This is a genomic window from Chryseobacterium sp. SIMBA_028 (genome assembly GCF_046535285.1).
GTDB lineage: Bacteria > Bacteroidota > Bacteroidia > Flavobacteriales > Weeksellaceae > Chryseobacterium.
The window spans coordinates 29,401-43,626 of record NZ_JAWRWZ010000001.1 but is presented as its reverse complement, the minus strand read 5'-3'; the positions used below and the strand labels follow the sequence as shown (position 1 = coordinate 43,626).

The window sequence follows — 14,226 nt, the reverse complement described above, 5'->3', positions numbered from 1 at the left end:
CTTAATTTTGGTTCAAAACTACAGCTTGCAATATTTTTAAATTTTCAATTTTCCTGAAAATTACAATATTCAATAGTTGAAAAAATAGTTTTATCTATTTGAAAATTAATTATTTAAATTCCAAAAATTTACAATGGCAGAATTGCAGAAAGATTTTTTGTTTGTATTGGTAAAGTCATTGACCACCTCCGAGAAACGGCAGTTTAAACTATACGTGAACCGTCTCGGTATTAATGTAGATGCTAAATTTTTGCTCCTTTTTTCTGAAATGGATAAGATGAAAGAGTATGATGAAACTATCATCATTGAGAAAAAAATATCTACAAAACAGCAGCTTTCAAATTTAAAGGCACACCTTTATAAGCAAATTCTGGTAAGCCTCCGTATGAATCCCAGTCATCAGAATTATAGAATTCAGCTTCGCGAACAGCTTGATTTCGCGAACATCCTGTACCAAAAAGGGCTTTATAAGCAAGCCTTAAAAATTCTTGACAAAACAAAACAAACGGCCCTGGAACTTGACGAAAAAAGTATTGCTTCCGAAATCATCGATCTCGAAAAAGTAATTGAATCACAATTCATTACACGAAGTATTGAGGGACGGGCTGAAGAGCTGATCAGGCAATCTCAGGAACTCAGCAAACAGAACCGATATACCACGAAACTCTCTAATCTTTCTCTGAAATTGTACAGTGAAATGCTGACTCATGGCTATGTGAAAAACGATGCAGACAGAGAAGAAATTCTTGAAGTTTTCAATGCTCAGATTAAAAACATCAGATTTGACAGATTGAATTTCACTGAAAAACTTTGGTATTTTAAGGCTCATGTCTGGAAAAATCAGCTTCTGCAAGATTATAAATATACCCTGAAATATGCCTATCAATGGGTGGATTTATTTCATAAAAATCCTGAGATGATCCATAGCCATCCCGTTTGGTATATAAAAGGCAATACCTACCTTTTGAAAATTCTCTTTCTGTATGGGAATATTGATATTCTAGAGGAAAATTTTGAGAATTTCAACACCATGGTTAATGCCGAAAATTTTTCTCAAAATGAAAACCTTCAATCCCTTATCTTTCTTACCCATTATAATACATTAATGAATATTCATTTTGTAAAGGGTGAGTTTTTTACAGGAACAAAGCTTATTCCGGAGGTTGAACTGAAAATGGAAAGGCTTCGGGAAAGAATTGACGAGCATCATTTTATGATCCTTTATCTTAAGATGGCAGCCATGTTTTTTGGAAGTAAAATGTATAAGAAAGCCATTGAATACTCCATGCGTATCATAGAGTCGAAAGGCAATGTACAGGAGGATTTACTATTCCATACCCGAATCCTGATTTTAATGTCAAAATATGAGTCCGGAAATGATGAAGATTATGATGAATTTATCACTTCCACACTTAAGTTTGCCAAAAAAATGAAAAAACCGGAAACGTTTCATTTTGAAAGCATTCAGTTTTTTAAAAATCTGAATAATCAGGTATTGGACCAAAGACAAAAAGCATTCGAAAGTTTTGATAAAAAGCTGGAGGAGTTCTCTAATAATGAATATTATAGACGGTCATTATTTTATATCGATATTCATGGATGGATCAAATCTAAAGTCCATAATGTAGATGTAATTGAAATTATTAAGCAGAAAGTGAAGTACAAAAGAAAACATTAAATAGAATATCATAAATATTTATTTTAAAATAAGTTACGGTATTTTATTTAATGTAAAATTGAACATTAAAAACAAAGAATTTATTTTAATGTTAATCTCTCGCAGATTGAGCTGATTCCACAGATACACATAAAAAATCTGCCTGCTTTGCTAAATCTGCGAGAGAAAAAATGATCTTAAATATTCTAAACGCAAGTTTTACTTATAGATATTCTCTATAAAATTCAACACATTTCCATGACTGATTTTTTCTGCCAATTCAGATGAAAATCTCTTTTCGATCTCGTTATTGATTTCAGGATATACTGAAGCATTGGAATGTCCTGTAAAGAAGAAAGGATGGCGTGATTTATCCGGATGGTCTTTCCAATAAAAATAGTCTGCTCCGTAAGCTATGCTGTTTTCCCCACCCAGATCCAATCCGTACTGAATGTGTTCATAAAGTTTTTCAGGATTTTCTAGGTCAATATAATCCTTGATAAAGTTGAGACCAATCAAACCTTTTCTTTTAATCACTTCTTTGGCTAATTCATCAGGTAGGTTCCTGTTGTTCTTATAGACTGTTCTGTAATTGGAATGGCTTGCCAGAATTGGTATTGAATAATTTCTTTGATCAATATAGGTAAAAATATCATATGCTAACTGATCACTGGTATGAGCCAGGTCGATAGCAATTTTTTTATCAGCAATATAATCAATTAATGCTTTTCCGTCCTCTTTCAATCCTGCTTCAGCATTGTTTCCGCCGCCAAAACGGTTTTCCAGGTGATGGGTAATTCCTATATAAAGAACTTTCTGTGTGTTCTCAATAATGGTTTCCAGCTTTTTGAAACCGGATTCCAGGCTTTCAGTTTCATCACAGAAAGAAGAAGCATTTTCGATGGAAGCAATGACTCCCACCCGATTTTCATTTTGTGGATTTTTATAATTTTCGTGCTCAAAGAGAAAAAAGTTTTCATTTTTGATCAAATTTGAAAATAATTTGCTTTGTTCTAATCCATACACTGTGCTATCTGCACCTGTTCCAGAATAGATCGCCATTATCTGAAGCTTTACATTCCCCTCTTTTAAATAAGGTAATGAACAACCCAGCTCTTTATCATCAATGGTTGAATTTGATCTTAATAAATGGTATAATAGATCACAGTGTAGATCAATGTTTATTGTATTCATAGTTAGGTGCAATTTATGGTTTTTATTTCTGGTCCTGCGTCAACGCATTATTGATAAATTCAATACTGCTATTTTCAAAAACCTCTAGCAATTGAGGAACAAAGTCTCCAAATGTTTTATATTTTTTCCTATTGGAATTATATTCCCTCAATTTTTTCTCTAATGGTAGAAGAAAAATAAAGTTGTTTTTTAAATGATACTCTTCCAGCCTCTTTGCTCTTTCAAAATCTTTTTGAATTCTTGCCGTTTGAATTTCACCCAGTCTCACCAGATGTTCAGCAACACAAGTCTGATAATCACCGTAACCTCCTGTTTTGATCATCACTTTCTTTAGTCTTGAATTTTCAAACAGGGTCTGAAATTTTTCGAGCTTATCTTTGTGTTTGTATACTTCTTTATTAACGAATGAATGTCCAAATTCATGAACACTTAAAAATCTTGCCTGAAACTGATTGTCATACCCAAACTGTCCCTCTTTTTGAACCTTCACAAACGGACTTGCAATCTCATAAATATCCTTAGCTCCCGATTTTAAAACTACGTCTGTGCCAATTCCTCTTCCTTCATTATCTTCAATGGGCCACATCATCATAGGTGAAATAAGAATGGTATAGGTATTAAAACTTTCACCATAAAATTGCTCCATTGCATTGGTAAATCCAGCCGGAATCTGTTGGCTGTATTCTTTTATTCCACCATTGTAAAAGCTTTTATTTTCGATAAAAAACTGTTCAATATTCTCCTGAATATAAAATTTTGAAAGCTCTGCGAGATAATTTTTAATTAATTGAGTGACTTCTTCGTTCTGTTCCTTTGTCAGATTGTTGCTGCTGTATTCGTAATGATTGAGCCATTCTGTGGAAGGAAATTCTTTATGATAGAGTAAGGATTTCATCAAAATATCATTCCCTGAACCATATTTTTCCAGCAAAATATCATTAATTTCAGCTGTAGAAACAGCAATGTTTGAGTTTTTCAATCTACTATATTTCGATAACGCACGTTTTACAATAGGTTGATATTCAGAACACTCTTTTATTTTATAGAGTTCGAAGTCTTTATTATTTTTTCGATGTTCTGCTGAAAGGATTTCTGCCAGAAAATAGGTTTCAATATTTTTATTGTAATTAACAGAGAATTTGGATGTAATTTGTTGTGAAAAACCAAATACGGAACTCAGAGAGACAAAAACAAGCAGTATCTTTTCCATTTTTAAATTAATTATCATTCTAAATATATGCTAATATAGTATATTATCTAAAAAATGCGTATTTTTGCCTCTTAAAATTTCTTAGTAAACAATGATAAAAATTACACTTCCAGACAGTAGTGTCAAAGAATTCGAAGGAGCAGTTACTCCTCTAGATGTGGCAAAATCGATAAGCGAGGGATTGGCTAGAAATACCATTTCCGCAATTGTTAACGGTACACAAGTAGAGACGACCACGCCTATAACCACGGATTCTACGGTACAGCTTTTGACCTGGAATGATGATCTTGGAAAGAAAGCTTTCTGGCATTCTTCTGCTCACCTTTTGGCGCAGGCTATCCTTGAGTTTTATCCTAATGCTAAGTTGACCATTGGTCCGGCGATTGAAAGCGGATTCTACTATGATGTAGACTTCGGGGATGAAAGCTTATCTGAAAAAGATTTCGAGAAGATTGAAAAGAAGATCCTTGAAAATGCAAAGAAAGGTTCTACTTTCTCTTTGTACCCGGTTTCTAAAGAAGATGCTTTAAAAACCTATGCAGACAATCCTTACAAAGTAGAATTGATCTCTAATCTTAATGATGGGGAAATCACTTTTGTAACGCATGATAATTTTACAGACCTATGCCGTGGAGGACATATTCCTAATACAGGAATTGTAAAAGCGGTTAAGATTTTAAATGCAGCAGGAGCTTATTGGAGAGGAAATGAAAAGAACCCTCAGCTAACAAGAGTATATGGTATTTCTTTCCCTAAACAGAAAGATCTTACTGAATATCTTGAAAGACTTGAAGAAGCAAAAAGAAGAGATCACAGAAAATTAGGTAAAGAGCTTGGAATATTCGCATTCTCTGAAAAAGTAGGTGCAGGGTTGCCACTTTGGTTACCAAAAGGTACTGCTTTAAGAAGAAAATTAGAGAACTTCCTTTCGGATGCTCAGAAAAAAGGAGGTTATGAATTCGTAATGTCACCACATATCGGGGCAAAAGAATTGTATGTAACTTCCGGACACTGGGATAAATATGGAGCAGACAGCTTCCAGCCTATCAAAACTCCAAATGAAGGAGAAGAGTTTTTGTTGAAGCCTATGAACTGTCCACACCACTGTGAGATCTACAAGACTTCACAATGGAGCTACAGGGATTTACCAAAAAGATATGCAGAATTCGGTACTGTCTACAGATACGAGCAAAGTGGAGAGCTTCACGGATTAACAAGAGTTCGTGGATTTACTCAGGATGATGCTCACCTTTTCTGTACTCCGGATCAGCTTTCTGAAGAATTTGAAAAAGTGATCGACTTAACTCTTTATGTTTTCAAATCTTTAGGTTTTGAAGATTTTGTTACTCAGGTATCATTAAGAGATCCTGAAAACAGAGAAAAATATATCGGATCTGATGAAAACTGGGAGAAAGCCGAGAGCGCCATTATCAATGCAGCTCAGAAGAAAGGTTTAAAAACAGTTGTTGAATATGGAGAAGCGGCATTCTATGGTCCTAAACTTGACTTTATGGTGAAAGATGCATTAGGAAGAAAATGGCAGCTAGGAACTATTCAGGTGGACTATAACCTACCGGAAAGATTTGATCTTCACTATATTGGTAACGATAACGAAAAGCACAGACCGGTGATGATCCACAGAGCGCCATTTGGTTCTATGGAGCGTTTCATCGCTATCTTGCTTGAGAATACTGCAGGAGATTTCCCATTATGGTTAAGCCCTGATCAGTTTATTATTCTACCAATCAGTGAAAAATATGTAGATTATTCAAAAAAAGTTTCACAATTTTTGGAAAATCACGATATTAGCGGTCAGATTGATGACAGAAACGAGAAAACTGGTAAAAAGATCCGTGATGCTGAATTGAATAAAATTCCTTTCATGCTTGTAGTAGGAGAAAATGAAGAAAATGAAGGCACGATTTCTGTAAGAAGACGTGGGGAAGGAGATCTTGGAGTGATGAAACTGGAAGATTTCGTAACTTACTTCAAAAAAGAAGCAGCGATTTAATTATTAAAGATTAAAAAATAAAAATTACCCAGGGTAAGATAGTCTTTTAATCATTTGATTTTTAAATGTTTTAATAAATAGAAAATTAACCAATAAAATTATAATACAATAGCACAAAGATTTAACAACAGGGGCCCACAAAGACGTCCTGTACAGGAGGACTTACACTTGATCAACGATAAAATTCGTGTGAGAGAGCTTCGTTTGGTGGGCGATAACGTAGAGCCAGGAATTTACCCAATTGACAAAGCAAGACAAATTGCTGCGGAACAAGAATTGGATTTAGTAGTAATTTCTGATAAAGCAGAACCTTTTATTGCTAGAATATTAGAATATAAAAAATTCTTATATGAGCAAAAGAAAAAACAGAAGGAACTTAAAGCTAAGCAAGTAAAAGTGGTTGTAAAAGAGATCCGTTTCGGACCTCAGACTGATGACCATGATTATGAATTTAAGAAAAAGCATGCTGAAAAATTCCTTGAAGAAGGTTCTAAATTAAAGACCTACGTATTTTTTAAAGGACGTTCGATTATCTTTAAGGATCAGGGAGAAATTTTGCTTTTAAAACTTGCTCAGGAACTAGAGCATGTTGGTAAAGTAGATCAGCTTCCTAAGCTTGAAGGAAAAAGGATGATTATGATGATGAGTCCTAAAAAACCAGCAAAATAATTAAGTCATTATTTTAAATATAAAACCTCAAAGTTTCTTTGAGGTTTTTTTTATTCAATATTACCCTACATCAATTCATATAAAAAGGTTTAGTCATACATTTGCTATAATAATCAAATCAGTTTATTAATAATAAAAAAAGAAACAATGAGTACACTTACTTTACAAGACGGAACAGAAATTTACTATAAAGATTGGGGGAAAGGACAAGCCATATTCTTCCACCACGGATGGCCACTATCCAGTGATGACTGGGATGCGCAATTATTTTTCTTTCTGGAGCAAGGTTACAGGGTTATTGCTCATGACAGAAGGGGACACGGAAGGTCAGAACAGACGCCTTATGGGCATAATATGGATACCTATGCTTCTGATGTTGCCGAGATTGTAGAAGCCCTGGATTTAAAGGATGTAATCCATGTCGGACATTCTACAGGTGGTGGTGAAGTGATTCGATATGTAGCAAAACATGGTCATGGTAGAGTTGCAAAAGCTGTATTGATAAGTGCAGTAACTCCTATTATGATTCAAAATGAAAATAATCCAAACGGAGTTCCCATTTCTGTTTTTGACGACATCCGAAATAATACAGCTAAACATAGATCGCAATTCTTTATTGACATCACATTCCCATTTTATGGGTACAACAGAGAGGGAGCCAATGTTTCTGAGGGCATCCAAAGAAACTGGTGGCGACAAGGGATGAGTGGCTCCATTAAGGCACATTATGATTGTGTAAAAGCCTTTTCTGAAACAGATTTTACAGAAGACCTTACAAGTGTGGATGTACCTGTTCTGGTGATGCATGGTGAGGATGATCAAATTGTTCCTTTTGAAACAACAGGTAAAGTGGCTGCTACCCTACTTAAAAACGGAAAATTGATTTCTTATCCGGGTTTCCCCCACGGAATGCCAACTACAGAAGCTGAAACGATTAATAAAGATCTTTTGACGTTCATTAAATCTTAATTTCATCTATAATAAAAAGGCATCAGAGAAACTGAAAATAGTATTATCAGGCTATAATTACAGTCAGGAAAGGATCTATATTTCATTCCTGGCTGTAAACAGTATTATTGAAAATGATAAGGTAAATGGATAACAGACCTTGGATTTTTGAAATCATTTACATGCTTTTATTTGCAAAAAGCCTTAGATTCTACTACTCATGTCTGCCTTTTACTATTCTAGGGTTTAAAATCTTTTTAAGTATCACTTTTTTTTTGTACTTTTGCACCCTATTATTCCTAATGTCCTTAGGGATAACCAAAACAGATATTGATAACAAAAACAATAAAAAAGCAAAACAATGCCAAAATTAAAAACGAAATCAGGTGCTAAAAAGCGTTTTGCTCTTACTGGTTCTGGTAAGATCAAAAGAAAAAATGCTTACAAAAGCCACATCTTAACTAAGAAAGAAACTAAGCAGAAGAGAAATCTTACTACTACTTCTTACGTAGCTAAAGTGGACGAAAAAAGCGTTCAACGTCAATTAGCAATTAAGTAGTTTTTATAAATCTATATTCGGTTTATAAGAATTCAAAACAAATTCAACAATTTAACCCTGAAACGGTGCTGATAAAGAGTAACAACAGTTACCGCCCTTTTCAAAAAAAACAATTTAAATTATGCCAAGATCAGTAAATGCCGTAGCTTCAAGAGCTCGCAGAAAGAAAATTTTTAAGCAAGCTAAAGGTTTTTTCGGTAGAAGAAAGAACGTTTGGACTGTAGCTAAAAACGCGGTAGAAAAAGCAATGCAATATGCTTACCGTGGTAGAAAAGAGAAGAAGAGAAATTTCAGAGCACTTTGGATCACTCGTATCAACGCGGGAACTAGAGAGCACGGAATGTCTTACTCTCAATTTATGGGAGCTCTTAAAAAGAACAACATCGAACTTAACAGAAAAGTTTTAGCAGATTTAGCAATGAATCACCCTGAAGCTTTCAAAGCTGTTGTAGATCAAGTAAAATAATGTAGAATAGTATTTGTTATCAATATAAGTCCCGGGTTTTGCCCGGGATTTTTTTATTTCTTACATCGCCGATATCATTTGGGAATTGCATTTAAAGTAAAAACATCATTCATAAAGCCAATAAGATGTAAAAAATTAATAAATTTCCTTTAATTAGTAAATTTTACAACAACATATTAATAAACAACATAATAACTTATATATTTATTAATAAAACAATTAAAACCTCATTAGTTATTTAAAATATTCACTGTATTTGTCTATTAATTATTATATTAGCAATTCTGAAATGTAATTAATAATGACGAAAATCGCTGCTTTCTTATTAACCTCAATGATAGCACAAAGTATTAGTGCACAGACTTTTATTCAAGCTTATAAAGACAGGGCCGATGCTGTTTCTCAAACGGATATTATCACTAATCTGCAGCAATTTGCAGGGTTTGGTGTAAAAACAACCGGTTCTCAGGAAAATACCAATGCTTTAAATTGGTTAAAAAACAAGTATCTTTCCTATGGATACACTGCCGATCAAATTGTAGAGGATCCATTTAGTTTTTCAGGAACAAGCTCCAAGAATTTGGTTATTACTAAAACAGGCACCGTTTATCCCAACAAATATGTGATTATCTGTGGACATTTTGATACTATAAACGGCCCGGGTGTGAATGATAATGGCAGCGGAACTACGATCATGTTGGAAGCAGCAAGAATCCTAAAAACGGTTCCTACTGAATATTCCATCAAGTTTATTCATTTTTCAGGAGAAGAACAAAGTTTAAAGGGCAGTTATCACTATGCCAATACAGTTGCCTATCAGGGAAATTCGCGTGTCATGGATATTAAATTGGTTTTCAACCTAGATCAGGTAGGCGGAAAAATGAGCAATAGTGCCAATAATACGATTGTTTATTGTGATGAAGATCAGGGAGGTCTTCAAAGTAACAATGCTGCTTCTGCTGCTGTGACTCAGCAACTAAGAAATTGTACAGCTCTATATTCACCGCTTCAGACAGAAGTGGATCCCGCAGCAGACACAGATTATATTCCTTTTGAACAGAAAGGTGAAGTTATTACCGGTTTTTTTGAAAGAATAAGAAGCAATCTACCTCATACTGCTAATGATACTTTTGCCAATACGGATCCTGTATACATTTACAATATTGGAAAAGCTTCCGTGGGAGCGTTGCAGCATTTTGCTGTTGCCACAGGTACATTAGGCACCCATGAAGTAATTTCAAAAAATTCATTGGAAGGGGTAAACCTCTACCCTAACCCTGTAAAGAATATTATAAATATTGAACTGCCTGACTCAAAGGTAAAAAGTTTCACCTTTGAGATTACAGATTTTCAGGGACGTTCTTTATTCAAGACTTCTAACCAAACCAAAATTGATGTTTCAAGCCTTGAAAATGGAGCCTATGTAGGTATTTTAAAGGCTGGAGATCAGACTGTGGTGAGAAAAGTTCTTGTAGCTAAATAAATTTATTCTTAATATTTTTTTAATAATATAAGTCTTTGAATTTCTTCAAAGACTTTTTTGTTGTTATAGAGAATAATTATAAATCAATACTTTATCTATTTATCAATCACTTATTTTCCTATTTAATGGTTAAAAATTTATGTTATCCATAAAATATTAAACACTTTATTGTGATTTAATTACTACATTCGCAATACCAAACTAAAATAAATAATATGAAAAAATTTACTACATTATTATGTACCTCATTAATGATTCAGGGCATGGTAGCACAATCTTTTATCCAGACTTATAAAGACAGGGCTGATATGGTAACCCAAGCTAACATTACAGCCAATCTTCAGGATTTCGGTAGTTTTGGGATTAAAAAAACCGGAACAGTCGCCAATACTAATGCTTTAAACTGGATTAAAAATAAATATACCTCTTATGGATATACTGCCAGCCAAATTGAAGAGAGTCCCTTTACTTACGGATCAGCCACTTCCAAAAACCTTATCATCACAAAAACAGGAACACTTTACCCCAACAAGTACGTAATTATTTGCGGACATTTTGATACCATTAATGGACCTGGGGTAAATGACAATGGTAGCGGAACTTCGATTATTTTAGAGGCAGCCAGAATCTTGAAAAATGTACCGACAGAATATTCTATCAAATTTATCCACTTCTCCGGTGAGGAACAGGGATTGATAGGAAGTACTCATTACGTTAATAATGTGGTATATCAAGGAGGTGTACGTAAATTGGATATTAAAATGGTCTTTAATCTAGACCAGGTAGGAGGTGTAAAAGGAAACAATAATAATACGGTGTATTGTGATGAAGATATGGGAGGACTTTCCAGCAACAATGCTGCTTCTGCTTCTGTAACCCAACAGCTTAGAAACTGTACTGCACTTTACTCTACTCTATTAACAGAAGTGGATCCTGCTGAAGATACAGATTATATTCCTTTTGAACAGAAAGGTGAAGTTATCACCGGATTTTTTGAAAGAATAAGAAGCAACTACCCTCACACTTCCAAAGATACTTTTGCCAACGTAGACCCGGTATATGTATATAAAATTGGAAAAGCTACTGTGGGAGCTTTACAACATTTTGCCGCTGCCTCTGTTACCCTGGCAGCAAATAAAACGGCTTCTACCAATGCATTGGAATCGGTAAAGTTTTACCCTAACCCGGCAAATAATCTTCTCAATATTGAACTCTCTGATCTTAAGGCTAAAAATTTCAGCTTTGAAATTACAAACTTAACAGGAAGATCTTTGCTTAAGGTAAATAATGAAACCAGAATCAATGTGTCTGCATTGGAAAACGGAGTATATATTGGAATTTTAAAGGCAGATGGACAAAGTGTTGTAAGGAATATTCTGATTGAAAGATAAAAACAATCACTTTTAATTACTTAATAAAAAAGAGCGGGATAATATCCTGCTTTTTTTAGTTTTAAGGCTATAGAAAATTAGTTAAGCTATTATATAAAAACAATATACTTACACCAAAAGAGTATATTTTATATTTATCGACTGTTTGAAAAAAGGGAAGTCTTCAAAAAAGGGAAGCTTTCACTTCTGCGTTTTTCTTTTCCAAAACCCAACCTTACCTTTTCAGAATAGACAATATATTATTTTGTATTACCATATAGCAATAGTAGCTTACAGAATTTTATTTTAATAATGGTGTTATCGAACAATTCAAAGTATCAAGTTTATAATACTTTATTTCTTCCCTATGTTCAAACGTAAATTGTTTTTTATCCAGTTTTATAACTTTACCCGATACATTATAGCAATTAAAGTATTTATTCCTTTTATCAGTATATAAAAAAACAGTATCATTCTCTAAAAGTTGACACCCAACAAAATTTAGAGAAACCGGAGATTCTTTACATTTAACAATCTCACAGAGATTTTGTGCATTAACATTAAAGAGACTTATCACATATACGGATCCGTCCTTAGAAATGGCATTGTCTTTTTGTAATATGCCAATGATATTTTTGTTTATGATTATTTCTTTAAGTTCTCTCTTTTCTTTACAGGAAAGGAGGAACAATAAAAAGATTATTAGAAAAAAACACCAACTCTCATTTTTAGTTAACCTTAAAAATCATTTTGGGTTTTGAATATTAAATAATTCTCTCTTTTTATTATATAATATTTTTCTCCCGAAAAAGAAACATTATCACTTTCGATTAATGAACTTTCGTATTGTAAATTTAAAGATAATTTATAGATACTTTTCAACATAACTAAGGTATATTAAAATAAAATCAGAATAGGAAAATTCCTACTCTGATTTAAGTATATTTGAGTGAGTAAACTAGTCAACCTTTTTCAATACTAGTTATTTGCCATATGATGAAGTTGTGCGGGAGCAAGCAGGTGGGGTAGCTGGATAAATCTCTTTTGTCCTAAAAAAAGATAGAAATTCCATCTCTATTAGCTAAAAACTAGATAATTGTCAACTTCATTGTACCCTTCATCCAAAACAGATACATAGTAACCTAAATTTATTTCATTTGATAATAAATTCAATCTTACCTCAATAAGGTAAGAACCAGTGTTTATAGCTGAATATTTAAATTTCACTGAATCTTTTTCAAATTGAAGATCAAATACAGATATATCAATTTCATCTGATAAAAAAGAGTTTTCACTTTTTTCAATGCATCTTTTGTAAGATTTAATTGCGTTGACATAGTAATTTTCTAGTATTTCACTATTCATTTTTTCTTCATATTAATATTCTGTTACTTTATTAAATATCATATATCCAGTAGCATTAGGATTTCCATAAATTCTTACATTTTCTCCTTTATCCAATATTCTAAGTTTATATGTATTTCTCAGATCATTATAAAAAATAGGATTATTAAACGCATAATCATACATACTCGTTTCTTGCAACTCCTTACCATTGTACTTGTAATTCTTGTAAGAACCCTGCCCATAAAACGAGTGCCCCGTCTTCAAATGGTTCATCCCAAATGGGTAGTAGTCATTGGCATCTACAATTTCGAGAGCGCCTATATTATTTCTACCAAAGCTTACCCTCGTGTTTCCTAAATAATTCCTATACTGGTAAATATACATTTTTCTTTGAATTACAGCATCCTCAATGAAGCGCCCTTGAAAAATAGTATGATACAAGACAAAATCATAATAGGAAGATTCTAAAGACTTCTTTAATAAAAATGTAGCTGCGCTATAAAACAATAAACCCTCGCAATTTGCGAGGGTTTATTGTTTTATAGCGCAAAGTCACAGACTTTGCGAAGCAGTGGGTTTTTATTATCTGATACGAAGTTACAAACTTCGCAGAGCGGGGAAACAGAAAAAAAATCCATCTTCAATATTATCGATATTGCCATCAGTAGAAAACAATTAAAAGACAATCTTGCAAACGTTTTACAAGGTATATAATATAAAAAAACCTCGCAAAAGCGAGGTTTTTTTACTTATTTTGATTCAAATTTTTCAATGTTATAATATCCACCTCCATAATCATTCATTGTAATTAAATATCCATTTGAAAACATTTCGTAAAGAACTGTTTTTAGACTTGACATACTAGATAGGTCTTTTGGAATCAATATAAAAGATTCTTGTTCTGACTTTAAATATCTTTTTTTTATATTTTTAATATTCATATTTGATATCTTTTTATCAATATCATAAATATTTAAAAAATAACCTTTATTCTTATATATATCTATCTCCTCTATTTTTAATGGATTATTCTGAGTAAATAAGTCTGTTAAAAAAGCATTCAAGTTATTTTTATAAGTTTCAACATAATGGTCTTGATAAAGTTTATATAAAAAAGTTATATTGGTCTCTATAAGTTTATCATCGTCGGTTTTGAAATATAAATAATAATTGAAGTAAGGAGAAGGCAGTCCATTTTCTATAGAAGCAAGTCTCTCTATAAATTCTGGATTTGCTTTTTCATTTTTGCACGAATAAAATATTAATCCGAAAGAAAAAATTAATATCAGGTATTTTATTTTGTATCTCATAA

General features: G+C 33.0%; 13 protein-coding genes. 8 read left to right on the top strand and 5 right to left on the bottom strand.

Translation table 11 applies throughout. The features are described from left to right. Nucleotides 1–133: 133 nt before the first annotated feature. Nucleotides 134–1,678: a hypothetical protein gene (locus tag SCA31_RS00205; RefSeq protein WP_410694737.1), complete on the top strand. Its 1,545-nt coding sequence runs from the start codon at nt 134–136 to the stop codon at nt 1,676–1,678. A gap of 198 nt (nt 1,679–1,876) precedes the next feature. On the opposite strand, the gene SCA31_RS00200 is transcribed toward SCA31_RS00205, so the two are convergent. Further along, nucleotides 1,877–2,851 carry a dipeptidase gene (locus SCA31_RS00200; RefSeq protein ID WP_410694736.1) on the bottom strand — a complete coding sequence of 325 codons (975 nt, stop codon included), beginning with the start codon at nt 2,849–2,851 and terminating at the stop codon, nt 1,877–1,879. A 22-nt stretch (nt 2,852–2,873) separates the two neighbouring features. Then, the gene (locus SCA31_RS00195; protein ID WP_410694735.1) at nt 2,874–4,061 is read right to left on the bottom strand and encodes a DUF4932 domain-containing protein; all 1,188 of its coding nucleotides are present in this window, start codon (nt 4,059–4,061) and stop codon (nt 2,874–2,876) included. Between the two features lie 91 nt (nt 4,062–4,152). On the opposite strand from SCA31_RS00195, the gene thrS reads away from it, so the two are divergent. From thrS to SCA31_RS00160, 7 genes are all read left to right on the top strand, one after another. Continuing rightward, nucleotides 4,153–6,072, top strand: a complete 1,920-nt coding sequence (gene thrS, locus SCA31_RS00190; protein WP_410694734.1) for a threonine--tRNA ligase — start codon at nt 4,153–4,155, stop codon at nt 6,070–6,072. Nucleotides 6,073–6,240: 168 nt separating this feature from the next. Continuing rightward, a complete protein-coding gene (gene infC, locus SCA31_RS00185; RefSeq protein WP_172625635.1) occupies nt 6,241–6,741 on the top strand; it encodes a translation initiation factor IF-3 in 501 nt (166 codons plus the stop codon). Nucleotides 6,742–6,888: 147 nt separating this feature from the next. Beyond that, entirely contained in the window at nt 6,889–7,710 is an 822-nt protein-coding gene (locus SCA31_RS00180; protein WP_410694733.1) for an alpha/beta fold hydrolase, read from the top strand. 340 nt (nt 7,711–8,050) lie between these two features. Further along, nucleotides 8,051–8,248: a 50S ribosomal protein L35 gene (gene rpmI, locus SCA31_RS00175; RefSeq protein WP_002979658.1), complete on the top strand. Its 198-nt coding sequence runs from the start codon at nt 8,051–8,053 to the stop codon at nt 8,246–8,248. A gap of 121 nt (nt 8,249–8,369) precedes the next feature. Beyond that, nucleotides 8,370–8,714: a 50S ribosomal protein L20 gene (rplT, locus tag SCA31_RS00170; protein ID WP_034694451.1), complete on the top strand. Its 345-nt coding sequence runs from the start codon at nt 8,370–8,372 to the stop codon at nt 8,712–8,714. 301 nt (nt 8,715–9,015) lie between these two features. Next, on the top strand, nt 9,016–10,197 hold the full coding sequence (locus SCA31_RS00165; protein WP_410694732.1) for a M28 family peptidase: 1,182 nt from the start codon (nt 9,016–9,018) through the stop codon (nt 10,195–10,197). Between the two features lie 215 nt (nt 10,198–10,412). Continuing rightward, complete coding sequence (locus tag SCA31_RS00160; protein WP_410694731.1) at nt 10,413–11,588, top strand: M28 family peptidase; 1,176 nt, start codon at nt 10,413–10,415, stop codon at nt 11,586–11,588. Nucleotides 11,589–12,644: 1,056 nt separating this feature from the next. Here the strand turns inward: SCA31_RS00160 and SCA31_RS00155 are convergent. The 3 genes from SCA31_RS00155 to SCA31_RS00145 form a co-directional block, all read right to left on the bottom strand. Beyond that, complete coding sequence (locus tag SCA31_RS00155) at nt 12,645–12,932, bottom strand: hypothetical protein (protein ID WP_410694730.1); 288 nt, start codon at nt 12,930–12,932, stop codon at nt 12,645–12,647. A 12-nt stretch (nt 12,933–12,944) separates the two neighbouring features. After that, complete coding sequence (locus SCA31_RS00150; protein ID WP_410694729.1) at nt 12,945–13,298, bottom strand: hypothetical protein; 354 nt, start codon at nt 13,296–13,298, stop codon at nt 12,945–12,947. Between the two features lie 365 nt (nt 13,299–13,663). Continuing rightward, nucleotides 13,664–14,224, bottom strand: a complete 561-nt coding sequence (locus SCA31_RS00145; RefSeq protein ID WP_410694728.1) for a hypothetical protein — start codon at nt 14,222–14,224, stop codon at nt 13,664–13,666. Between the last annotated feature and the right edge of the window lie 2 nt (nt 14,225–14,226).

Coding starts and splice junctions, on each gene's coding strand:
- SCA31_RS00205 (WP_410694737.1), top strand. CDS start 134: ATGGCAGAATTGCAGAAAGATTTTTTGTTTGTATTGGTAAAGTCATTG.
- SCA31_RS00200 (WP_410694736.1), bottom strand. CDS start 2,851: ATGAATACAATAAACATTGATCTACACTGTGATCTATTATACCATTTA.
- SCA31_RS00195 (WP_410694735.1), bottom strand. CDS start 4,061: ATGGAAAAGATACTGCTTGTTTTTGTCTCTCTGAGTTCCGTATTTGGT.
- thrS (WP_410694734.1), top strand. CDS start 4,153: ATGATAAAAATTACACTTCCAGACAGTAGTGTCAAAGAATTCGAAGGA.
- SCA31_RS00180 (WP_410694733.1), top strand. CDS start 6,889: ATGAGTACACTTACTTTACAAGACGGAACAGAAATTTACTATAAAGAT.
- rpmI (WP_002979658.1), top strand. CDS start 8,051: ATGCCAAAATTAAAAACGAAATCAGGTGCTAAAAAGCGTTTTGCTCTT.
- rplT (WP_034694451.1), top strand. CDS start 8,370: ATGCCAAGATCAGTAAATGCCGTAGCTTCAAGAGCTCGCAGAAAGAAA.
- SCA31_RS00165 (WP_410694732.1), top strand. CDS start 9,016: ATGACGAAAATCGCTGCTTTCTTATTAACCTCAATGATAGCACAAAGT.
- SCA31_RS00160 (WP_410694731.1), top strand. CDS start 10,413: ATGAAAAAATTTACTACATTATTATGTACCTCATTAATGATTCAGGGC.
- SCA31_RS00155 (WP_410694730.1), bottom strand. CDS start 12,932: ATGAATAGTGAAATACTAGAAAATTACTATGTCAACGCAATTAAATCT.
- SCA31_RS00150 (WP_410694729.1), bottom strand. CDS start 13,298: ATGTATATTTACCAGTATAGGAATTATTTAGGAAACACGAGGGTAAGC.
- SCA31_RS00145 (WP_410694728.1), bottom strand. CDS start 14,224: ATGAGATACAAAATAAAATACCTGATATTAATTTTTTCTTTCGGATTA.